General features: G+C 45.8%; 23 protein-coding genes and 1 pseudogene. 6 read left to right on the forward strand and 18 right to left on the reverse strand.

The features are described 5' to 3' along the window. Positions 1–113 precede the first annotated feature (113 nt). The 6 genes from NH568_RS23555 to NH568_RS23580 all read left to right on the forward strand — a co-directional run bounded on the left by NH568_RS23555 (position 114) and on the right by NH568_RS23580 (position 9306). Positions 114–227, forward strand: a complete 114-nt coding sequence (locus NH568_RS23555; protein WP_253111126.1) for a class III lanthipeptide — start codon at positions 114–116, stop codon at positions 225–227. A 173-nt stretch (positions 228–400) separates the two neighbouring features. After that, positions 401–3055 carry a class III lanthionine synthetase LanKC gene (gene lanKC, locus NH568_RS23560; RefSeq protein ID WP_253111137.1) on the forward strand — a complete coding sequence of 885 codons (2655 nt, stop codon included), beginning with the start codon at positions 401–403 and terminating at the stop codon, positions 3053–3055. A 79-nt stretch (positions 3056–3134) separates the two neighbouring features. Further along, a complete protein-coding gene (locus NH568_RS23565; protein WP_253111140.1) occupies positions 3135–4724 on the forward strand; it encodes an ABC transporter ATP-binding protein in 1590 nt (529 codons plus the stop codon). A 170-nt stretch (positions 4725–4894) separates the two neighbouring features. Continuing rightward, entirely contained in the window at positions 4895–6151 is a 1257-nt protein-coding gene (locus NH568_RS23570; protein ID WP_253111142.1) for an efflux RND transporter periplasmic adaptor subunit, read from the forward strand. Between the two features lie 25 nt (positions 6152–6176). Continuing rightward, positions 6177–6887: an ABC transporter ATP-binding protein gene (locus NH568_RS23575; RefSeq protein WP_253111146.1), complete on the forward strand. Its 711-nt coding sequence runs from the start codon at positions 6177–6179 to the stop codon at positions 6885–6887. Further along, the gene (locus NH568_RS23580) at positions 6880–9306 is read left to right on the forward strand and encodes an ABC transporter permease (protein WP_253111148.1); all 2427 of its coding nucleotides are present in this window, start codon (positions 6880–6882) and stop codon (positions 9304–9306) included. The genes NH568_RS23575 and NH568_RS23580 overlap by 8 nt, the downstream gene beginning before the upstream one ends. Before the next feature lie 1013 nt (positions 9307–10319). Here the strand turns inward: NH568_RS23580 and NH568_RS24135 are convergent. The 18 genes and pseudogenes from NH568_RS24135 to NH568_RS24290 form a co-directional block, all read right to left on the reverse strand. After that, positions 10320–11006: a helix-turn-helix transcriptional regulator gene (locus NH568_RS24135; protein ID WP_290444447.1), complete on the reverse strand. Its 687-nt coding sequence runs from the start codon at positions 11004–11006 to the stop codon at positions 10320–10322. An 837-nt stretch (positions 11007–11843) separates the two neighbouring features. Beyond that, complete coding sequence (locus NH568_RS23590; protein ID WP_253111151.1) at positions 11844–12422, reverse strand: hypothetical protein; 579 nt, start codon at positions 12420–12422, stop codon at positions 11844–11846. A 113-nt stretch (positions 12423–12535) separates the two neighbouring features. Further along, complete coding sequence (locus NH568_RS23595) at positions 12536–12673, reverse strand: hypothetical protein (RefSeq protein WP_253111154.1); 138 nt, start codon at positions 12671–12673, stop codon at positions 12536–12538. A 588-nt stretch (positions 12674–13261) separates the two neighbouring features. Then, complete coding sequence (locus tag NH568_RS23600) at positions 13262–15439, reverse strand: winged helix-turn-helix domain-containing protein (protein WP_253111156.1); 2178 nt, start codon at positions 15437–15439, stop codon at positions 13262–13264. Positions 15440–16150: 711 nt separating this feature from the next. Beyond that, complete coding sequence (locus tag NH568_RS23605; RefSeq protein ID WP_253111157.1) at positions 16151–16318, reverse strand: hypothetical protein; 168 nt, start codon at positions 16316–16318, stop codon at positions 16151–16153. Between the two features lie 170 nt (positions 16319–16488). Beyond that, entirely contained in the window at positions 16489–16656 is a 168-nt protein-coding gene (locus NH568_RS23610) for a hypothetical protein (protein WP_253111159.1), read from the reverse strand. A gap of 15 nt (positions 16657–16671) precedes the next feature. Beyond that, positions 16672–16848 carry a hypothetical protein gene (locus NH568_RS23615; protein WP_253111161.1) on the reverse strand — a complete coding sequence of 59 codons (177 nt, stop codon included), beginning with the start codon at positions 16846–16848 and terminating at the stop codon, positions 16672–16674. Positions 16849–16971: 123 nt separating this feature from the next. Then, the gene (locus tag NH568_RS23620; RefSeq protein WP_253111163.1) at positions 16972–17124 is read right to left on the reverse strand and encodes a hypothetical protein; all 153 of its coding nucleotides are present in this window, start codon (positions 17122–17124) and stop codon (positions 16972–16974) included. Positions 17125–17249: 125 nt separating this feature from the next. Then, complete coding sequence (locus NH568_RS23625) at positions 17250–17402, reverse strand: hypothetical protein (protein WP_253111165.1); 153 nt, start codon at positions 17400–17402, stop codon at positions 17250–17252. Positions 17403–17508: 106 nt separating this feature from the next. Then, entirely contained in the window at positions 17509–17661 is a 153-nt protein-coding gene (locus NH568_RS23630; RefSeq protein WP_253111167.1) for a hypothetical protein, read from the reverse strand. A 229-nt stretch (positions 17662–17890) separates the two neighbouring features. Then, entirely contained in the window at positions 17891–18811 is a 921-nt protein-coding gene (locus NH568_RS23635; protein WP_253111169.1) for a hypothetical protein, read from the reverse strand. Positions 18812–18829: 18 nt separating this feature from the next. Continuing rightward, the gene (locus NH568_RS23640; protein ID WP_253111172.1) at positions 18830–19009 is read right to left on the reverse strand and encodes a hypothetical protein; all 180 of its coding nucleotides are present in this window, start codon (positions 19007–19009) and stop codon (positions 18830–18832) included. Between the two features lie 948 nt (positions 19010–19957). Continuing rightward, positions 19958–20047 (reverse strand): bacteriocin, encoded by a 90-nt coding sequence (locus tag NH568_RS24285; RefSeq protein WP_366042018.1) that lies wholly within the window; start codon positions 20045–20047, stop codon positions 19958–19960. A 2084-nt stretch (positions 20048–22131) separates the two neighbouring features. Continuing rightward, complete coding sequence (locus tag NH568_RS23645; RefSeq protein WP_253111175.1) at positions 22132–22272, reverse strand: hypothetical protein; 141 nt, start codon at positions 22270–22272, stop codon at positions 22132–22134. A gap of 9 nt (positions 22273–22281) precedes the next feature. Next, the gene (locus NH568_RS23650) at positions 22282–22434 is read right to left on the reverse strand and encodes a hypothetical protein (RefSeq protein WP_160317395.1); all 153 of its coding nucleotides are present in this window, start codon (positions 22432–22434) and stop codon (positions 22282–22284) included. Positions 22435–22617: 183 nt separating this feature from the next. Then, entirely contained in the window at positions 22618–22755 is a 138-nt protein-coding gene (locus NH568_RS23655; RefSeq protein ID WP_171045375.1) for a hypothetical protein, read from the reverse strand. Between the two features lie 330 nt (positions 22756–23085). Further along, positions 23086–23364 (reverse strand): PT domain-containing protein, encoded by a 279-nt coding sequence (locus tag NH568_RS23660; protein WP_366042021.1) that lies wholly within the window; start codon positions 23362–23364, stop codon positions 23086–23088. Further along, positions 23246–23638, reverse strand: a pseudogene (locus NH568_RS24290) (hypothetical protein); the annotation flags it as partial. The pseudogene NH568_RS24290 and the gene NH568_RS23660, both read right to left, overlap by 119 nt. Positions 23639–24223: the final 585 nt, after the last annotated feature.

The raw sequence follows: 24223 nt of genomic DNA on the forward strand, positions 1-24223 counted from the left end.
GCAGCCGGCAAAGACAGTGCAGAAATCCAAGAGTGGAGCACTATTTCTAACCACTGTGGCGGCTCAGCGCTTAAATAAGCCTGACAACTATCAATTTATATCGGAGATAAAAAATGAACAACGTATTAAAACTACAAAGCATCACATCAGGTAACGATAACGCAGAGATCCAGGAGTGGAGCACCATTTCCAATCACTGTGGAAGCAGACTGGAAAAAGCACTTTAAGTGCTTTATGGCTGGGCTGAGAGAAAAACAGTGACTGAGTCTGAAAGGAGATAATTTCTTTTCAGATGCCTCTGGGTCAGGTTAATAATGGAATGCTTGACCAAGAGTACACACCACCTGTTTGCTCAGCTCCTTGCTATTCAAAAAAACTTTAAATAACAACAGGTGTCGGTATGTATAATAACTCTTATATGTTGGGTGATAATGAGTACTTTACTCAACCCTCAATCATGAAGCCAGACGAAACCATTGCGCAGGCAGTCTCGTCAATAGTCCCTGAATCTTGGTCAACCAAGCATCATAGTATTTGGCTCTCAGCAACACCCAGCTATCACCAACTGCCAGAGCAGGGCTTTAAAATTCACGTTTCAGCTTCCACCGAAGATGCGCTGTCTATCATTCGGGCAACCCTGCAACAATGTATAGAGTTCGACACATCATTTAAAGTTATTTGCCGCCAGGACATCGCCAACCAAATGGCCTCCAAAGCCACCGGCAGAGGTAGCTCTGGAAAACTCATCACCATTTACCCACGCAGTGTGTCCATATTTAAACAACTGATCCAAGCCATTTATGAAGTAACAAAAGCATTTAATGGCCCTTATATCCTGTCAGATAAGCGTTATAAAGACAGTAAAGTCGTGTACTACCGTTATGGTGGCTTTAAATTATTGCCACAACAAAAAGCGGATGGCAGCCAGATTGCCTGTATCAAAAAGCCAGATGGCACGCTTATCAAAGATGAACGTGAAGCCTTTTATACATTGCCAGAGTGGGTACAGGAACCCTTTGATCTGACAAACAGCACGGATGAAAGCATCGCGCCCCTCAATGATAGATATGAAGTACTTGAAGCCCTGTCTTTTTCTAATAGTGGCGGTGTATACAAAGCAAAAGATCTGAAAACTGCACAGACTGTTGTAGTCAAAGAAGCACGGCCTTACGTGCACTTCTCAAGCGTAGCAGATCAGGGCGCGATTTACGCCGATCAAGTACTGCAGAACGAATTTAACGTGATCAAAACCCTCAGCAGTAGCCGCTACTTTCCAACTGCCATAGACTGGTTTACCGAGTGGGAACATTCATTCTTAGTTGAGGAATACATTGACGGCACGCCGCTACGCAATTATCGCGGTAAAAAAGAAGTCACTTTGGTGCCATTTGTCGCAGACGTTGCCAGTGCTGAGCGATTCCAACAGCATTTCATCTGGATCGCCCGCGAAACCATCGCAGCAGTGACAGAAGCGCACCAACGCGGTGTGGTCTTGGGCGATGTATCGCCAAACAATATTTTGGTTGACGAACAGGCCAAAACAATCCGATTTATTGATTTCGAAGGCGCCTATCACTCGGAGCAAAATGCGCAGATGCAACGCGCTTTACTGACAACCCCAGGGTTTAGCAACGAAGACTTTATGGACACCGGTGCAACCTATAAAGGCGACTGGTTTGCTCTGGCAATGGCGTTGTACAGCATGATTTTTCCGGCCCTGCATATTTTCTCCCTGGCCCCGGAAAAACGGTGGCAACTGCTGCACAAACTACAAAACGATTGCGCCCTGAACCCCTACCTGATCGAAGTCATTCAGAAGCTGGCCGACGGTGCACCTGAACAGGCACAAAGCGCGTTAATTAAGCTTGCCGAAACCGCCAATCCACAGATTGCGAACGCCAGCGCGCACTTTATTACGGCCTTACCCAATTACGACCAACACCCGGTTGCAAATGCGGAGGACTTTTCGCGCCGGGTGAATAAAATCGCCGCCTTTATTTCACAGGGAATCAAGACGACTATCGATCCTCATTTCATGCCCATCGATTATACGGCATTTGATGTCCACCCTCTGGCACTGACCTATGGTTACTATGGACCCGCCGTGTTTATGGCCAAAACAGGCCATAACATTCCGTCACATTTGCTGGAAAAAATCGCCGATTTTGAAACTAAAACCTCAACCGCAGGCCTGTTTGTCGGCTACGCCGGGATGGCACTGGCAGAACTCGAGCTCGACCGAGAAGTGCAGGCAAAACGCTGGGCCAACTATGCCATTGACTCAATAGCAAAATTTGATGCAGTTAGCTTTGCACATGGTCTGGCAGGTGTCGGCTATATGTGTCTGAAGCTGTATACCCGCTATCACGACGCGGTATACCTTGAGCATGCCGAGTCCATTGCACAGCAACTTCGGCTGCGCGCTTGTGATATCGAACACGGTTGCTACTTCCCCGTTGCTGAGGACGAGGAAACACCGGTTGGCTTTGCACACGGCAGCGCCGGGGTCGCCCTGTTTCTGCTCTACCTGGCCAAACTGACGCATAACACAACCACACTGGAGTTTGCCAAAGCGGCTCTGGCACATGATATCCAGGCCGGTCTCACCGCAGAGGGCGAGTATCAATGGGGTAAAACGGTAGACAGCAAAACCGTTCTGCCTTACTGGGAGCATGGCGCAGCCGGAATTGGTGCCGTAGTGATCCGCTTTTATCGGGAAACAGGTGATACCAGCTATCTTGAACTCGCTCAGTCAATTGCATTGTCTGCGTACTCTCGCTACTCAGTTGACCAGGGCCAGTTTATTGGCGTCTCAGGCATCGTTGAGTTTTTCATCGACCTTTATCAAATCACCGAGAATACACACTATCGTCAGGTTGCCTGCGAGATCAGTGAACGATTGACGCTGTTCTCCATCGACCGTCAGCAAGGTGAAATATACCCAAGCCGTCACTCTGTACGTTTATCTGTGGATTATGCGTTTGGCTCTTCAGGCATCGGTATGATGCTGCACAGGCTTGCTACTGGTGGTCATCGCTTCATGCATGATTTGTAAGAAATAAGGGAGGCAGTCAGGCAATATCAGACTGCCCACACAGTCCCCGGTGAACCGGGGCTATATAGGAAGTGTTTTTATGCCTATCAGTAAATCGAACTTAAAAACCGCCGGGCAATTACTGGCCCCGCAAAAGTCTCGCCTGGCATTGTTGCTGGTACTGACTGCAATTCAGGCTGTATTTTTTACTGTTGTCGATCCGCTCGCCTTAAAATGGCTGATTGATGCCATTAATGAGGGCAATCAGTCTTTCTTTATGTGGTTAGCCATCATTGTGACGTCAGTTGCCACCGGTGGTCGTCTGCTTATCTACTGGACCACACTGACAAGACAGAAAATTAAAAATACCTTACAGGAACAATTGTCGGTCGACCTGGCCAACAGCTATTATCAGCATGACTGTCAGGAGATCACCCATCATGGTCGTGGTTACTATATTTCACGCCTCTATGATGAACCGAAAAAGCTCTCAGAAATGATAGATACTCTGGTTGCATTTACGACCTGCGTCTTTATCTGTATTTCGGGCATTTCGGTGGCCATCTGGATCAGCTGGGAGATCACCCTCGCCCTGGCCATCATCTTGCCTTGCTTGTATTTTCTTGCGAATCGCTTCAGTGGCAAAATCAGTGACAGCACCAAACAACTTCAGGAGTCCGAAGCCCAGTTTAAGTCGATTTTGGCGACCGTTGTCGACAGTTATAAGCATGTACGCCTGTTTTCACTGAATGAAACAGCGCAAAGCACCATTAAATCAGGTTTGCAGGCCTCACTAGATGCCCAGTATAAGAATACCCGTTACAGTGCCCTGTATCAGTCAATCAGTGCCGTTTTTCTCTCTTATACTGAGTTAGCCGTTATCATAGTCGCGGGATTTCAGGTCATTCTGGGTGTGATCACCATAGGTTCCTTATTTGCCCTGACACGCGCCTTCAGCCTGATCATCAATGCGGTTGAGCAACTCTCAGCCTTGGTGCCTCGCCTGGCAACCTTAGATGCATTACTGGACCGTTATAACGAATTTAAATCGCTGGCCACAGATGCCGATGCGCACACTGAGCTAACCGACAGCGACACGATCAGCTTTAACAATGTTGACTTCGATTTTCAGGCGAAGCCCATTTTAAAGAGTACCAGCCTGACGGTTGATAAATGCGACCGCGTGTTGATCAGTGGTCCTAACGGGGCTGGCAAAAGTACTCTGGCACATTTGTTGACAGGCTTTTACACACCGAACCAGGGTGAGATATCAAAACCGGCGATGTCACACATCAGCGCCTCGTTATACCCCTTTGGTCTGCTACCTGGCACCGTGGGGGACAATATTGACCGCATTATCGCACAAGGCGGAGAGCGCCAAAAAGCAGACGAGCTCATTGCAAAACTTGGCATACTGGAGTGTTTAGATAAACCCTTTGAACGTCTGTCTGAAGGACAGAAGAAAAAGTGTCAGATAGCGATTTGCCTGCTAAAAACAGCCAGTGTTTACTTGCTTGATGAGCCATTAGCCAACATCGATGATGCCAGCAAAGGCGATATTCTGCAGATCATTAATGACTACACACAAAATGCGGCTTTATTGATGATAATGCACGAAGGAAACCGCTTCAGCCATATGTTTAACCGCTTTTTAAATATAGAGGGGCAAGGAAACGTTAAGCTCGTCTAACGCCTTACCTCACAGACCAAACACCGACACGGGCCGCCCATGGATGGGTAGCCCTTTTTGCGTGCACCATCATGATCCTGTTGTATTTTACAGCTAACTAAGCCCCCTTCCGACAAGTATATTTAATCTACAAAGTTCACTTTAGGTTCCAAAGGGGAAAGCCCATGACCATGGATAAGAAAATCACTACTTCACGCAACACTAAACTAAAGAAGTCATTAATCTGGGCGGGCCTGTGTGGCAGTTTACTGTCAATTAGCTACGCCTATCAGGACAGCCGCTCACAGGGGCAGACACAGACCATAGATCAAAGCACCCTGGTTCACTCAGAAGTGATCCGAGGCACCTTTACCGAGCAAATCAGACTCAGAGCCAGTATTGCCCCTAAACGCGCCATTTTGCTCGATACCCTATCGGGTGGTCGCGTTGAGGAAAAACATGTGGAGCCCGGCGACTACGTCACCAAAGGCCAGCCTCTGGTGCGTCTGTCTAACATGTCTTTGCAACTCGATGTGATCAGCAGAGAAGCCCAGGTTACAGAACAACTTAACTTTTTACGTAATACTCAGATGACAATGGAAAACAACAAACTGAACCTGCGTCGTGATCTGTTGGAAATTGAACATCAAATCCAGCATCTGAAGCGTAAACTGGACCAAGCGCTGGCACTACAAACACACCGCGCAATCACCAAAGATCAGATTGCCACATTAGAGCAAGACCTGACCTACTACGAGCAGCGCCGAGAGCTCACCCTGCAACGCCAAAAAGCGGAAAATGAGATCCGCAATATCCAGATTGAGCAGCTTGAAGACAGCGCCCAGATGCTGCAGAAAAACCTGGCTTTTGCACGTAAAAACCTCGAAGACCTGCTCGTTCGTGCGCCGGCAGATGGCTATGTGAGTGAACTGGCAGCGGAAATTGGCGAATCGAAAGCACGAGGCGATCGCCTGGGCCAAATTGATATTCCTGATATGTACAAGCTGGTTGCGGAAGTTGACGAGTACTACCTCAACCAGGTCGCCGTCGATATGAATGCCATTGCTTTGTTTGATGGTCAGCCTGTTGCACTGACTGTGACCAAGATAGACAGCCGGGTGAAAGACGCTAAGTTTCAGGTCGAACTCGACTTACCCACGGAGCTGACCCAGCTCAAGCGCGGCCAGAGCGTTGATCTGGAGTTGCACTTAGGTGATGCGCAAGCCAGCACTTTGATGTTACGCCGTGGCGCATTCTTCTCTTCAAGCGGCGGAAACTGGGTATTTGTGCTTGATAAAGAAAGCAATAGAGCCGTCAGAAAGTCGATCCGCCTGGGTAAAAAGAACAACGACTATTTCGAAGTATTAAATGGCCTGAACGCAGGGGATGTGGTCATCACGTCCAGCTACAGCGCGTTCAATAACGCCGACACTTTAATGCTGAACTAACACCTCAAAAAAACCGAGAACAATCATGATAAAACTAGAACAAATTAACCGGGTATTTCGCACCTCAGAGGTCGAAACCACGGCGCTACACAACATCGACCTGCATGTGGAGCAAGGCGATTTTCTTGCCATCATGGGACCTTCGGGTTGCGGAAAATCAACCTTACTCTCTATTTTAGGTATGCTAGACAGCCCCACCAGCGGCTCCTATCGATTTGCTGATCAGGCCATTGAGCACTACAGCGAACAACAGCTGGCAGAGCTAAGAAAGCGTCAGCTGGGCTTTATATTTCAGAGCTTCAACTTAATTGATGACCTGACCGTGGCGCAAAATGTTGAGCTGCCTTTGATCTATCAAAAAGTGGCTAAAAAACAACGCCAGGAAAAAGTACAGGCCATGTTGACCCGCGTCAACCTGGCCCACCGTGCCGGTCACCTTCCTCAACAACTGTCGGGTGGTCAGCAGCAACGTGTCGCCATCGCACGCGCTTTAGTGTGTAACCCAAGCCTGATCCTCGCCGATGAACCGACAGGTAATCTCGATTCACAAAATGGCGAAGAAGTGATGCAGCTTTTGCAGCAGCTTAATCGAGACGGCACCACCATAGTAATGGTCACACACTCGGAACAAGATGCCTTGTACGGCAACAAAACCGTCCGGCTGCTGGATGGTGAAATAATCTCGCATGAGCGCCCGGCGGCTCAACAAAGCGTGCCGGAGGCAGCGTATGCTTGAACTCTATCTGATGGGCGCACTGAGGGCCTTCTTACGGCAGAAGTTTCATCTGCTGCTTAACGTCACCGGGCTGGCCATCGGACTGGGCGCGGCGTTATTAATCGCACTCTATAGCCAGTTTGAACTCAGCTATGATGACCACCAGCCTAATGCCAGTCATGTTTTCAGACTAGAGCAAAGCTGGCCCTCTATGGGCCTTGATGCGCCTGTGTCTAGCCCGCTAATGGCTGAGGAATTTACCAAACTTAATGATATTGAAGCCGCATTCTACTTGCTTAATCTGAGCCAGCGGCATGGCAGTGATATTCTGATCCGCGGCCAACAGCAGAAACTAGACAAGGTGTTTGCTGCCACAGACAACCTGACTCAGTTTATCTCTTTGCATATACTGCATGGCGAACTCGCACCGGCGTTGACACAACCGGCCAAGCTCGCCCTGTCGCGAAGCCAAGCGATCCGCCTGTTTGGCCAGAGCGATGTGGTTGGTCAGACACTCGTGCAAGGTGATATTACCTGGAGTGTGGTTGCTGTCTTTGCTGACTTGCCAGACAATACTCACTTTGATTTTAATGGCCTTGCCGCCATGACCCCATCTCAGGCTGGGCAGCCTGCATTGCAAAGCAATGATGCCTATGTCTATCTGCGCACCCGGTTTGATGACTCTGCACAGCTGCCGCGTACACAACTCGAACAAGTGCTCACTGAGCAATACAACGAGATGGTATACAAGGGTAAAAACATGGTGCAGGTGACACTGTTGCCACTGCTGGATATCCACCTGTATGGCCACTCCCGGTTTGAATTCAAAGCCAATGGCTCTGCCGATAATGTCCATATCAGCATTGGCCTGAGTATCTTGCTGATCCTGGTTGCCAGCTTTAACTTTATTAATATGAGCACAGCGAAGGCGGCACAACGCGCCAAAGAAGTGGGTGTCAAAAAAGCACTGGGTGCCTCGCGTTTTCAGCTGATGCTGCAATTCTTGCTGGAATCGGTGCTGATCACCTTGATCGCCGGTTTACTGGCCCTGGTATTTGTCGAACTCGCACTGCCCTGGTTTAATCAGCTGGTTGATAAGTCTTTGTCACTGACCTTTACCCTCCCCTTTATTGCGCTGTTTAGCGCAACCATAGTGACGGTGGGTGTTATTGCGGGTTTATACCCGGCCCTGTTTATCGCCTCGTTTGACGCAAAACGCGTGCTTAGTGGCGATCTGCAACGTGGCGCCACAGCCATTTGGGTGCGTAAGTCCTTACTGGTTGCACAAGCCGCACTATCTATTACCCTGATCATCGCAACCTATGTGCTTTATCAGCAACTGGTCTTTCTCACCACACTCGACACTGGCTATGCCAAAGAAAACCGTCTTGAGATCCGCGACCTGAATGCTGCCGAGGTATTTAGCCGTCGCTCAGCATTGACCGATGCACTGCAACGCCTGGACGGTGTCACCAGTGTTGGCATCAGTGATACTGCACTGACCAGCAGCACCAATACCTCGGCGCGATTAATCTGGCCAGGTGCCGATCCCGCTAATATGCCGATCCCTTTTATTGGCACCGGCTATCAGACGGTCGAAAATCAGGGCCTCACCTTGTTACACGGTCGGGACTTCAGTCGCCAGTTTAGTAGTGACTGGTATCAACAAGGCGATGAATCACAGCCCAGTGCCAGTATCATTATCAGTCGTGAGATTGCTATGCAGGCCAATCAGGTCGACATGGACAGCATCATCGGCCAGACCTGGCGCGTGGTGATAGGCAATCAAGAGGGTCAGAGTATCCGTGCTAAAGTCGTCGGGATTGTGGAAGACATTAAAATTGGCTCCTCTCGCGATGCATCGTCTGCGCTGTTCTTTATATGTGGCTACAGCCGCATGTCGCAGGCTAACCTTTTGCTGGCGCATACCCGAACCGACCTGGCCCCATTGCGTCAGGAAGTTCAGCAGGTACTGCAAAAGCATCTCGGTGTAGTCGGTGCAGATGTTGAGTCAATCTCCAAGCGCTATCAGCTGCTTTATCAGGGAGATCAGCAGGCTTCTAAGGTGATCTTCACCTTCACCGCGCTGGCCATTGTCCTGACTGTCATAGGCATTTTTGGTTTATCTTCTTTCAGTGCCCAGCGTCGCAGTAAAGAGGTGGCCATCCGCAAGGTATTAGGCGCTACACGTCCTCAGCTGATCAACTTATTGGCTATGGAGTATATTAAGTTAGTGCTAGGCAGTGCGGTCATCGCGTTTCCTGTGGCTTATTGGCTGGTCAGTGACTGGCTCACGAACTTTAATGAACGTGTTGCACATCCCTATGCCATTTATCTGGTCGCAGCCGCCCTGGTCGGCACTATCACCTGGCTGACCGTTGCCACACAGGTCTTTAAAACAGCCAGTACCAAACCCTCTGCAGCGCTGCGGTACGAATAAAGCGCTCAGCCAACCAAATCATGATTGTAAAGGGGTTCACAGCAATGTGGCCCCTTTTTTCATGCACCGGTCAAGATCTCTGCGTATCGGCGTAAGAAAGTACTCAGCCTTATGGTGAAGCATGCTCGATAACAACAGCGCCTGTGCGTGCAGCGAGGCTGCCTATATCTGCACAGGTGATAAACAACATGGTGTGAGCTTCAGCCTAACACACAGGGATAGAGTAAACAGTGTTTAGCCCCATTGAGCTGGCCGAGTTCTTCGAGCTGACCAGATATTGATGCAAACAGATTTAGCGGCCTTTCACACCATATCCCACTCAAATAGGGGCAAATGCCGTATCGAAACATAAAACGCAGTCAACGCCAGCCAGATTGACACGACAGCCGTTTAAACAAATGTCCTTCAGGTCTGTGACCCGTGATTTGATCGTCGCTTGCACAGGAGCAGCCTCGTTACTATCGCACAGCGTATCACTCACGCTTTAATAGGTGTCAAAAGCATGATAAACCATACCGATGCAGCCAGTACGGAAGGGGTTATATCTGAACATGATTGAGTACCGATGGCTTATGATACTGCTGAGGTTAGTCGCTTAGCACAGAATGCACATGCAGGTGATATGGAGCTGACCTTTGGGCGCCAGACATTAATAGCGGGAAAGTGAGGAGTGAAGGTGAAGCTCCCCGTGTTTAAAATAGGAGATCGCGCTGTCTCGTCATCGTATACAAATGGCAATGCAGATCCGCAGATGGTTTGTCAATGGGGGATCAGTACACCACCCCCTGCGACCATGCGCTAAAAGCACATATCCACGGCAGTGCATACTTACAGATCAAACAAATCCCGTTTGGTCTCTGTAGGGAGCAGGCCACCTGATTGGTGTTCTGAAGATCCTACCCCCCAAATGATTTCTTTACTTAATTTTTTATTTCCAAACCCGAACATGGTTATCTCCATCGTCTTTGTCGTTTTCAGCACCAGGCTTGCATTCGCAAAACTTATGCGCAAAACTAGATTAAGTTATTGATAATACACTTAACAATTGCTTGTTGGCGATTGGCACTTTGGGTTTTTTCTATACAGTTCGTCAGATGGAAATTCACCGTGCGCTCTGTAATACCCAGGATTTGGCTGATCTCCCAGGACGTTTTGCCTTCTGAAGCCCACAACAGACAGTCTCGCTCTCGCTTGGTGATTGAGAGTCTGACAGTACGGCAGCGCAAAGCAGCGTTGAGCAGGTAAGGTGACAACAGCGTCCAATACCAGTCTATGGATTCAATGCTGTTTTGCTGCGCAACGTCTTCAGGAATATTAAACACCAGCCCCCCCACGATCCCCGATACCCCCCGCAAAGGCAATGCGTAAAGATGATCAAGTTCATCCGCATGAGTCAGTAAATTCGACATAGCAGCAATACGTATACCCGACTTAAAATGGTTATACATCTGAGGCGTGTCCAGATGACTTTCTAGTGTATTGTGGTAATGGCCATATAAGTTCATATCGTACACAGTGGTAGACATAGGCATAAAATCAACAAAAGCCAGGCATTCATACCCTGACTGTGAGGCTATTTCCTGCAATGCACCAGACAATTGTTCACCTTGTTCTATCGCCTCAAACTGCTCAATAGACGACTTCAGTACATGGTTGCTGGCAAACAGGTCATGCGCATAATGTTCGAGTTGTGCTTTCATTGGCTGCTCCTTACGGATCAAGTAATTGCTAGTTGGTGTTGTCAAATCAATCTAGTCTCTATACTGCGCCACTCAACGGACTTGGTCAAAATCACAAAAACGACAACATTAATTTTAATTTCAACCACTTATAAATTTTTATTATGAATAAAACGAACTCTGTATGTATTGATAAGAGTCTATATTGAAGTCTCTTTCACCCCGTATTTCTCAGCCATTTTATACTCCCCAGATGTTCTGACTGAGTGACGCATAACATAGGCATGGAGGCACATACAAGGTGTCTGCGTTGCTGACAGCTACTCCACAATACCGGTCCAAATTTAGTCTGGCCGACAAACAATGTGTCTACTAACCACGCTCGTCATAGCAAGCCCTTACAGATCCTGACAATGGCAGCTAAACAGGCTTATTGGTTCTGGATTCGCATTATCCGGATATACGCTTTTGCCGCCCTAATGGCGATATGATTGATATAAATCGGTTAGACACCCGCAATGTAGAACCGGATGATAGGATGAAGCGTTAACGCCAATGCACGTATCGAGACGACGCCCACCACTTAATAGCGTTATCACTTGCAAATCTTAGTTTGGACAAGGCTAAACAGCATTGAATGTGCGCACTATGTCGCAGTAATGGGAAGACAGTGCAATTACACCTGTGTTTAGTGCCTATGCTTTGCACCTGATATGGGGTAGGAGACCATGCCTGTCAGCTGAGGCTGAGTGGTAAACCGGCTTGTCGTCAGCCGAAAAAAGAATCGTGGCAAATTAAGCCGCCAGGTGAAGCAGGCGAGAACAATGAAGAGACTGGGCTGCCACTTTGCTAGCCAACTCAGTCAACAGAATGTATGTCTGACGCCAGTTTTATACTATCAGCCAAACAGGCATGGCGTTCTTTGTATAAAGAGAGTTGCGGCTTCTGACTGATTGATTTTAGGTCTGCATAGTCACCGGCTCGCACGTGCGTTGAAACCAGCAGACTACTTTGTGTCACTTCATCAACACGCATAGGCCATACCTTAGCCTGATCGCACAACCACACGGTCTGTTGCTGGTTGATCTCCTGTACGGAGATTTGCCCGGTCAACTCATGTTTGGCCAATATACGCGCTGAGCGAATAATGAATAACATTTCACCGGCAGTCACTCGATAACCGGGTGACAATTTATCACTGACATAATCGACATACCCATCCGATTTAGATACCAGAGAATGGCGTTCATCACCGTGTTCTGGTTGGATGGTCAGTAGTACCGAGCCCTTGTCTATCCAGGTTCCATTCGTCACCAACGGTGCAGCCAGCACAGTGACAGTATCTCTGGAGTAGTAAAACTCACTACTGGGCTCTTGCAGTGTTAACTGTCCTGCAAGCGCACCCGCAGCCAGCATGGGAAAAGTTATGTTCAGCAATGTTTTTTCCTTGAGTTCAGGCATCACGACAGCAGAGTATGGCGACTTTAGTGACTGTTTACGGCTAGGTGGACAGCAGCGGATCGCTCAAAGTGATGCAAAGGTTTTACGTATTAAGCGTCCAGCTTAGGATCGACTGATCCGGTAAAAGTTTCAGTGTTAGTACCACCTGCAATGACGCGTGTTTCTTTACTGCCCAAGATTTCTTTTTTTGACAATGTTTTTAGTTTTTTTGTTTTTAATGTAATCATCCTGACGCTCCTGCTAATTGGGTTAGTTGTGCGATTGAAACCATGTTGTTTCGTTACTAACTACCTTAGCCAAGCCATCACAAATTCGGTAATTATCAAATCTTATCTTACCTCCAGCGAAAGCTCGTAGGTCAATGTTATATATACGAATAATGCCGTGTAAGAATTGCTGCGATTGCCGAATAATTCCATTTTCGACAAAAAAAGCCAAAAAACGGTGTACACAGGCAGTGCCTCAGCCTGTTTAAAGTGCAAAGCGGGAAATATCCAAACCACAGCAACATCGCCACAAGCCCATAAAGTGATGAATCATTTCACACCTTTTGCGTTTTACTGGATGCGATGCAGAGACAGCGAAGATCGCACGATGAAAGTGGCGGGCTGATCGTGAAGAAAAAGCGCAATATACATTTATTACTGTAGTGAGTGGCAGGTTTACTCTCACAAACTGGCGTGAATTCATGTGGGCAGATAGCATTTGACAGCAGAACAACATGCGACGCCGCTCCAACCGGAGACTTACCCCCAGCTACGCCTGAGTTCATTCGTTATGCCAAGGATCACACCTGTTGGTGCTGAGTCACTCTGTTAGAGTGACTCAGTTTCTTTTAACGTGACTTTTATCAGCTGGTTTTCCACGACTTCAACCAGGTCTAAAATTAACCCTCCGCGTTTTTGAGAGTACTTCATATTGCTGATCACATATTTCGACGTATCTATGTGATAGAACTCAGAAATCACTGACGGCGCACTAAAGTCAAGTTTGTAGATGGTTTCACCATCAGAATGGTAGATATTCCCTTCGCCGATGGCGAGCGTATGCTTATATTTCACCTGGGGTAAATCAATGGTTCGGGTTATCTCGCCCGACTGAATGTTGTATAGCACGACTTTATCACTGGAAGACAAAGATACCAGGTGCTCGTCATCGAGGCGCCCTATCCACAACGAATCCGACGTGGGCAGTGGCGTCACCTTTTTATCTGTCAGAGAATAGCTAAATACCCGGCTTTTCACTTTGTGGTCATCCACAACCACATAGCCTAGCTCATGGGGTCCGATAAACTCGGCTGCTACCACAACCCCCTGTGCATTGATACTGTCAGCCAGCGTCATATCCGAGCGCTTATATATGTCAATTTTGTCTTTGTACTGGAGTAATAGATGGTCACTGGCAGCGTTATAACGCAACGCAGTGTAGCTGTCTTGTGGCAACGTCAGCGGCACAATTTGACCATCTGCGAGCTGCTTTCTCACAATGCGCTGATTGCCCTGACGCGTTAGGAATAAAAACTCGTCACCCACTTCAGTGGCGGATGTGTCCTCCAAAGGGCTCGCAATGAGTTCTGTCAGCCCGAGCGTCTGCTGATCTAACAAGAATACGTCCGCCTGAAAGGGATAACTCACCATCAATAACGTATTGCTATCCAGTATCTGAGAGCTTGCATATTGTTGTTCAGTTTGAAGTTGCTTAACACTATGCAGCCGTTGCTGCGCCAAAGAAAAGCGATATAGCTGATTTGCAGTATTATCAAACCAGCTTACCAGATCATGTTCCGCATCATAGTTCACAGCCCAAATCCGGTTCGCCGACTCAAACAACTTGACCTGATTGCCACCGTCCAGATCGGTCATATACAGCTCATTGGATTCATATTGCCTGCGTTCAAACAGGATCACCTGCTTCTGAGCCACGTAAGTTAAAAAGCGATCGCCATAAGAGTTCAGATTGGGTGAGGTAATTTGGAATTCATCACCCGTGCTCAGATCGCGGCTTGTTAATACAGATAACTCATCGCGGTTACGATAGCCACTTTTTGAATACACAAAGCGGCCTGCCGCCACGCCACCACCCGTTGTATAGTGCAGCGTACAATCAAAAACATGTCGATTGCTGGTAATAAAATCTGCACTGAGTTGCCAAACCTGACACTGATCTTCACTCACAGCCCGATAATAAATAAAGCTGGAATCAACCGACCATCCCACTGGAAAATAATTCACACCAGGGTTACCAATGCGTTTCTCATGTCCGTTTTCTAGCGACTTAACCACCAGTGCATAGTTTTTGTTCTCATTTTGGATGAAGGAAAATGCAACGTGCTGCTTATTTGGTGACAGGTTGAGTGTGGCATAACGACCCGGTAGCCAGGAAAGAACACTTTCTTCTATGTCGCTGCGGGTGAGTGAATGGGTCTCTTGATCTCCTGAAAACAGCCCTGTTGGCATGATAAACCAAGTCACCGGAAGCAAAATTAGAAGCACAGGCAGCAACACATAACGCCACCGTAGCGCGCTTTTGCGATGATTATCGGCTGTTACATGAGCCTGGGTAACAAGCTCAGCCTCCCCAGGCAAAGCCGGCTTTTCTGAGTCAGTGTTGCCATGAACGTAGGACGACGGCGGTTTTTCAACATGCTCATAGTAAACGATTTCTGGTTCAAGAAAGAAGCTATACCCTTTACGATAGTGGGTCTTTACGATTGTTCCTTTCTGCCTTTCCGATTTCAGGATCTTTCTCAGTTCTGACATCGCGCGATTGATCGCGTTGTCATCAACATAATGCTGCGACCAGACATCCTCTACCAGATTTTGCCGAGTGATGATCTGCTCATTGTTGATGATAAGGTAGCAAAGCAGTCGAAATAACAGGGGTTCAAGCTCTCGCTCAACCTCTCCATCACATATACTCTGGCGCTTTGGATCTAGTATCCAGGCTCCAAACCTCACCTCCTTGACCTGCCTTGAAAATCTTACTTCATTCATGGTGACTCATGATCCCATATCCTTTCACGTCATCCCCGGGCTTCATTCGGATTGGGGCAATAGCGAATGGCAAGTTAATAAATCAGAACAAGTCACAATTTTTCAACCCAAGTGACTCTTTCGTATCATCTTGAACGATAATATATAGTAAATCACAAAAACAAAACAATTTAGTAATATTAAAGGTAAAGAATTTTCCCCATCGCCCCTTGGCATAAGGTTCAAACCACTGATTAATAATAACATAGCTAAAAATTTCTCAGATGGCAAATGACCCCAAATAAGGTTCAGCGCTGACTTGATGTAAATAATCAACACAGCATAATTAACAATAGAAGCGCATTTCAGGCAATAATTCATTAGGCATTACTTTGCTTAAACCATGCCCTTACTAGCAATATAAAAACCCGAATTTCAAACTGATAAACCGTTATGGTTTAGCGCAGAAAAGAAAAAGGGCTGAATGCACATTCAGCCATGAACAACAAGTAAAACTAAGAGACACAACTCGTTAGCAAATAGTACGAGTCGGGTCATTAGGATCGCCCAGGCCAATGCCCATAACAAAACCACCAGTGGCTGACGCTAACTCTTCAGATGTATTTAATTCTTTCATACTGATTTCCTTTAATATTCTTCTGATTTACAGCACTAGATTTATGACACCTAGTGCTGTGGAGCATATAAATGCCCTTCGCAATTCAGCTTGAATTACATTTCAAGCGACGGTAACGGATCGTTACCATCTTCCGGAATGGCCATAGTCACGTAAATCGGACCACCGTCTTCATAAATCGCCTGAGTAATATCAATTGGGCGATTGATTAGCCCGCCAGTTACTGCTTGCTCTTGTTCTTTCTTTAATGAAAATGGATGCATAATAGTTTCCTTATTTATTTCTCGTTAAGTAACGACTTGCGCAATTGGCTCCGCCAAGCCTGATACGGCTGTCGATCATGTTAGTATCAGGTGCCTGAGGGCACCTGGCATGGGAAGTCTATGTCAGTAAATAGCGTTGCACGCCCGACAGCTTTCAACTCTCCAAACAATTAGAAAAGTTCTAGTGGTAATGGATCATCGCCATCTTCAGGAATGGCCATGGTCACGTAAATCGGGCCACCGTCTTCATGAGTCGCCTGAGTGATGTAAATTGGACGCTTGTTCAGCCCACCGGTTACTGCTTGTTCCTGCTCTTTTTTCAATGAAAATGGATGCATAATGTTCACTCCTTCTTACATGATGTCTTTTACAGGGTAAATAGGTGGTAAAGGGTCGTTGCCATCTTCAGGGATCGCCATAGTGACTCGGATAGGTCCACCGTTTTCGCACATGAATTCAGTCATCGGATCTTCTTTCAGACCACCTGTCACATTTTCTTGCTGTGCTTTATTGAGTGAAAAAGGGTGCATATGTTTTTTCCTTATTAATCTTCTAACATGGTTAAAGCGAGAGTAAGGCATATTTTCCCGATAACTCCGCCAAGTGCTTCGGGACAACTTCACTCTCTATAAACGTCTTGCCGTTAAGGCGTATTACAAAGTGATAAGCGTTGGGTCGTAGCCGTCTTCCGGGATGGCCTGAGTCACATAAATTGGACCGCCATTTTCTACAAGCAGATCTGAAATAAAAGCATTTCCGCCAGTGACATTTTGTTTTTGTGCTTTATCTAGTGAAAAAGGGTGCATATGTTTTTTCCTTATTAATCTTCTAACATGGTTAAAAAGCGAGAGTAAGGCTTATGTTTCCGATAACTCCGCCAAGTGTTTCGGGACAGCTCCACTCTCTGTAAACGTCTTGCCGTTAAGGCGTATTATATAGTGATAAGCGTTGGATCGTAGCCGTCTTCAGGGATAGCCTGAGTCACATAAATTGGACCGCCGTTTTCTTCAAGCAGATCTGAAATAAAAGCATTTCCGCCAGTGACATTTTGTTTTTGTGCTTTATCTAATGAAAAAGGGTGCATATTTTTTCCTTATTACTGTTACATAGTGAGTTAAATTGTATTATTACAGGCTCGGTTACTCCGCCAAGAAAACCAAAGCCCGGTATTCAGCCTGATCGCGCTAGCATTATAGAAAGATAGGCGCAGGGTCTAGTCCGTCTTCAGGAATAGCCTGAGTGATATCAATTGGCCCGCCATCTTCTTCCAGCAGATCAGAGATGGGAGTATGTCCGCCCGCTACGCGTTGTTTGTGTGATTTATCTAATGAAAAAGGGTGCATAACGCTTCCTTATTTAATTGCTTGCAACATGCATGGTTTCCTTCACTGTCTCTGCCAAGATGACTGATGAAGGTACCTATATAAATTTATTCAAAAAATTCAAGAATCGCATCAATGACGTCAACCCAAGGTTGGTCAGGAGACGTCGTATTCACACCGCCAACCACGGCGCTGAATTCTATCTGAGTTAGTTCTTTCATTGCTTATTCCTCTGTTAAGTGTCAATTACTCAGCCTTTTCCTAACATGTAGTCGACTAAGTGGTCTGTAATAGAGATCCCTGAGCGTTTCTCAAACCCAATAAACATCGGAGAAGGGTTTGCTTCTAAAAAGTAGTACTCTCCACGCTCATTTCTTCGCCAGTCAATGGCCGTCCAGTTCAAATGCAGGGTTCGCGCAATCTGCCTCGATTGCTCAATGATCTCTGCCGGTGTTTCTATCGCGAGGAGCGTCATGTTGTCATCTTCTCGGAAGTCTGCCCGATCACTTTTCAGCTCGACCGAGATCACTTTATCCCCTATGACGTAACTGCGGATATTGGTGCCGGCAATAAACTCCTGAACGGTGATAGGCGACTTGGCCAACGCCGCAGTCACACGTTCCGACTCCAGGTGTGCCTCCGTCAGCAACTCAGTATGTGCGCCCCCAAACACCGGCTTAAAAATAGATTGCTTAAGCACACTGAACGCGGTTTTTATGTCCGCCAAATTGTTACCGACATAGGTCTGAGGAATGCGTACACCCAGACGTTTTACTTTAGTTAACTGAAACGGCTTCTCTTTATGATGCTGAAATGCTTCCCAGCTGTTTAACCAGATGGTGTCGTTATCAAGAAAAAACCAGGTTCTCAAACACGCCATCGCATCTTGAGCAGCAATACTCTCCGCACTCATGTAATTTTCTCGGGTCGACTCATCCGATACACCTGAAAAGCCACGCCAAAACACCGCTTGTATTTCATCTAAAGTCAGTTTTTTACCGCATGCAAGGGTTAAGCTTCCGAGCTCCTCATTGGGTTCATAACTAAACTGAACCTTGCGCGGGAAGTCGTGCGTAGACAGTAGATAAGCATCAAGGCCACGCATTTTCAGCTTCTCAAGCATATACTGCGCGTGTTCATCCTGCTGTTGTCCAAGTACGATAAATGCCATCTCAGGTGCTCTCCAAATTTACATACGATAAAAATTAATAGGTTGCTCATCACCGATATTTAGTTCGGCGTCTGCAACATTGATCAGTGAACAATCCAGACCATCAGGCTGAAAATAATCATCCAGGCAATCACCAATGAGTTGTTGGTTTAGTAAGTAAGCTAACTCTTTGTCTGTATAAAATTTTGTTTTCGCCATTTTGTGCCTCCAAATAATCAGGCATCTGCGAAATCGTGTTCGTATGAATGCCTGGCTAATTTTTTAAATTGTTCAATTTTCAATTCCGATTACTGTTTAGTGTCGTGCGTTGCATCGCTTTGACGGTGAGCATCATGGCATCGAGAATTTAATAAATCAAAATTATAAAAACACAAACATAAATATAAAATACAAAGACTTAAGCAGAACCATTATCCTCAGGTATACCTTAATTATGTGCTAAATATGAATACCTGAGTTGTTATAAAAATATTCATATGACAAAAATGCGCAGGTCCCAATATTGGAGATTTTCATGTGTGTATTGCACACCCTGAACACCCGCGCTGGCCGCTGATTATTTCCAAAACGAGGGCAGACGTTGCAAACAGCACTGAATAACAACCCAGGCTCACAATCTGAAAACCAGTAGCAGACGGGGTATTGCCGGATAAGAAAATGTACCTGGTAGAAATTCGTGGTCAGCTTGACTGATCAATTATTTCTGGCGCACTCAAAAGAGGTAATGGTGAAAAGAACACAGGCAGCCTGACAGCTCAAAATTCTGCGGGAACATATGACGGGCTTTGTCATGACTTGTAGCAGGTACAGTGCTTGTGTTGAGTCGGTATTGAACGGGCAAGTTTAAGAAGGTATCGAATAAATCAAACCTTTGCATCTCGATACTGGCCTCACAGCAGTCTGAGCTGCAAATGATCACATATTACAAGTGGTGTTCGGGCCAGTGCATGACATAAAAAAGCCGCACAGAGTCTCTGCACGGCTTGTTTCAACAGCTGCTTATTGCGCCGCTTGTCGACACTTAGTTAAATTTTTTGTCCTGAGGAGGGAAAAGGATACACCCGCCCTCATCGATACCGCCAGAAACCAATGCCAACTGTACGTTATTTTTTTCAATGACTTGCATGTTATTCTCCTTGTTTAGGTTTAAAGATCACACTCAATTTTTGAAAGATCTTTATTCTGATTATTGATGCCACCAGTGACAGCTTTTAGTTCTTCTTTGGTTAAATACATATTTCACCTCATACAAATAAAAATGCGCAGGGAGCGCAAAGAAACACAATGCCAATTTATAAAAGACATTACATTCAGAACCATAAAGTTCATTACTTAAAATTCTAGCCACGGTTTTGTATGGCCATCAGCCAGAAAACCCGCGATGTTGTTCATCATGGCAACCTATCTATGCATAACAAAAATTCACAAAACCTTGAAAATTAAAGTTAAAACAGTATTGACAATAAGAATTCTAAAAAATTTATTTAGGTGTATAGAAAGGTGGTACATTTATAAAATCCACCTTCCTTTAAATCTACTCAGCTGCAATCCATCGCAAAATCACTTTCATTTCAGCACCCAGTGACCATCTAGTGCTTAGAGTGCCTTCTCTCGAAATACGACTCTAAAAGTCGACCCAAAGAATCAGTGAAATTTCATAAAACAATACAAACAACTCGCTATCGACCATTTATATGTCATTCGCTGTGGTTCCTGGGTCTGGTTAGCAACCGGTTAGTTGCTATTTTTCTTTCTTTCCATCTCTTCCAGCATCTTATGTGTTGTATCACCACCAGACACCTGAGTTGCTTGCTTTTTATCCAACATAGTAAACATATTCATCTCCAAAAAGTTGTTATCAGCACTTAATCCACCTAAGCGCTTGAGGCCATAATGGGTGACGACAGCACCATTGTCAAAACAGGAAAAACAAACACTTAACCATTAATATCAATGAGTTAAACCAATCTATTTTCTATCAATAACCGAACTATCAGCTCTATATATGCGAGCTTCCGGATTTCAGTCATGGGGCACGCAATACCATATGCCTTTGCCCTGACAGATACCCTCAGGTGATGCCAGCTAACCGGGCTTAATGCACTTTCGCTTCCTGCAGCGTAATACTCTGGCTCATTGTCAGAAAGGGACGCCTGAAAAAGCTGTAACGGGAAAGTAAGAGGCAGGTATATATAGAGGTAGCTTTTTATGTCGACAGGCACAGAACTAAAGCATACTGCTCCCCTGCCAGAGCAGTTCAAGCAGTCACTTACTGTGTTAAAAATATCTCTGTTCGGGCTGGTACATCAGATATATGCTCACCTTATTGCGTCTCCTGTATATTTGAAGACAGCTCAGCCATACCAGGGCAGATGTGCAGTACTGTATTGGAGATTTCGTCAACTCTGGATTGGTGCATGAATTGTGCAAATAAGTATAAGAGCAGCGGATACCGGTGTTATGACCAGGCAAAAAAAAGGAGTCAATCAGACTCCTTATTTATTCAGCATTCTCACATTACAAACAAAGGCGACTTTCCGCCAAAAAAGGTCGCTTTGTCGACAACTTAAAATGTGAAATTAGTGCTGGCGGCGCTTAGTGGGATCAAATACATCCACACAACCACCTTCCACGATACCACCTACTACTTGTTCAATATCAGAGTGTGTTAATGTCATCATTTTGGCCTCTCTCAGGTTCCTCAGAACCAGTTTTTTATAGTTTCAATCAGCAATTCAACTTCTGTGTCGGCAGGATGTGAAGCCCCACTCACCATAGATATTTCAGCTGTATTTAAGTTCTTCATATTTCTAGTCATCGTCTCACACTGATGTGGCGTTGTTAGCCTAGTCAGTACTATGGCCCTGGGGCGCTCAGTACCAATTACAGCGTTACACGAATTGGCCGGGTGCAGTCATGATCTGCTTCCCGGCCACCGCTAATTGCCAGCAGTGCTGTATCTTTTAATTCGAACATATCTGTCGCTCCAGATTACCAGTCTTTTACCTGACACGGAATATACGGGTTATGATGCTCTGCACCGCCAGAAACTTGCGTTACTGACGCACTTTGCTTGTGTAATTCGTACATATTTAATCCTTAAACTTTCTATTCGGCGCTCAAAAAGCACCCTTTACATTGGTATCCGAATTACCGGTTGATCACCACCCAGATCGCCGCAACCGCAGTCAACACCGCAAGATGAATGATAACCCCCACCAACAGCGGGCGTTGCATCAACTGGAAATGACTTACTTGCACTCAGGTTTTTGATTTTTGTTACTTTTAGCTTCATTTCAGACGCTCCAATTGGCCAGGGATTAGTGAATTTCATTCAAAACAGGGATGGTTCTGTCTACATCGCCGCAGCCATGGACAGTATGTGGACAACCACCTGCGACTTTCACCAAAGTAGCGTCACTATTCAGTACTTTCAGATTTACTTTTTTCAGTTTCATCATAGTCTCCTGTTAGTTTATGAACTGTTCACGAGTTTCGTTTGATTGGCAGCCACGGAATGCACTTGGCTGAAAATCATGACCACCCGCAACGTCTTTCGTCGCTGATTGGGCGAATTCTTTAGCAACAAGCTTTTTAATTACTTTCTTTTTTAAACTAAACATACAATCTCCTTTTAGGATTTAATCAGGGCAATATGCTGAATTAACGATTAATCAGCTTGTCTAAATGTGGAGGGATACACCCTCCTTCCGCACGACCGCCAGATACCAGGTGCGCGTTTTCAATAGTAAACATATCTAACTCCAATACTTTTAATTTATAGCCACAACACATAGAGCGAAGTGTTACGCTTGCATAGAGCAAACACTCTGACATGAGTCATCAATCACATCAGCCGCCTGAGATCTTCCTGCACCAGCCACATGTGCCGCTTCGGTGAGAGACAGGTTCTTAATTGCTTTTTTACTAATTTTTAAGTTCATACCAATACCTTTTATTGATCTGTTTTACACTGGTCACAGTGGGTTATGTGCAGCACTTCCCCCTGATCACTCATTCAAATTAGCAACCCAAAAACATCAAGTCAAAAGCGCAAAAAACATAAAATATCTTTCATAATCAGAACTATACCTACAATAGTGATGAGCCAGTACAGCAATAATAACTATCCTGTGAGGATCGCCACAATTGATTCTTTGCTGACCACCAGGTCATGTAGAATTCGCTTGTCAGGAAGTAGGCAGCCGTTTGCAATAACCTGAATCTCAGTGTGACAAACACAACTCACGTTACAGCCTAAACACCAAGGTTGCTCAATGTTGTGACAACGTTCTCAGGAAAAGGAATACATTGCTCGTCCTACCTGACTGGTTGACTGGTTGACTGGCTGATTGGCTGACTGGCTGACTGGTTGATTGGTTGATTGGTTGATTGGTTGACTGGTTGACTGGTTGACTGGTTGACTGGTTGACTGGTTGATTGGTTGATTGGTTGATTGGTTGATTGGTTGATTGGTTGATTGGTTGATTGGTTGATTGGTTGATTGGTTGATTGGTTGGTTGATTGGTTGATTGGTTGGTTGATTGGTTGATTGGTTGATTGGTTGATTGGTTGATTGGTTGATTGGTTGATTGGTTGATTGGTTGATTGGTTGATTGGTTGATTGGTTGATTGGTTGATTGGTTGATTGGTTGATTGGTTGACTGGCTGACTGGTTGACTGGTTGACTGGCTGATTGGTTGACTGGCTGATTGGTTGACTGGCTGATTGGTTGACTGGCTGATTGGTTGACTGGCTGGTTGATTGGTTGATTGGCTGACTGGCTGATTGGTTGAGTGGTTGAAAAAAGAAAGGAGTGAATACCACTCCTTATTTACGTCTTTTCTCGCAGATTCAGATTAAAATCAAATTCCGCCAAATTAGATTTTACTTTCTGATCACTTGGCCCAGGCAATCAACCCAGTTGCCAAACTCATCCCAGCCAAGTCCGCCGGAGACAAGATGCATATGCTCTGTTTTTATTTGGATCATATTCACAGCTCTTAAAATTCGTACTTGAAGCCGATTTCCCAGCCGTCTTTGGTTACTTTGCCGTATACAGAGCCACCAGCGCCATTGATTGCGTTCATTTGGATTGCGTTTAGTTCTTTCATGATCTTTATCCTTTAGTGTTTATTAAAACTTGATTTCGAAGCCGATTTCCCAGCCGTCGTTGGTTACTTTGCCGTATACAGAGCCACCAGCGCCATTGATTGCGTTCATTTGGATTGCATTTAGTTCTTTCATGATCTTTGTCCTTTCAGGGTCGATTAAAATTCGTACTTGAAGCCGATTTCCCAGCCGTCGTTGGTTACTTTGCCGTATACAGAGCCACCAGCGCCATTGATTGCGTTCATTTGGATTGCATTTAGTTCTTTCATGATCTTTGTCCTTTCAGGGTCGATTAAAATT

The organism is Pseudoalteromonas sp. XMcav2-N, assembly GCF_024124545.1.
Classification (GTDB): Bacteria; Pseudomonadota; Gammaproteobacteria; order Enterobacterales; family Alteromonadaceae; genus Pseudoalteromonas.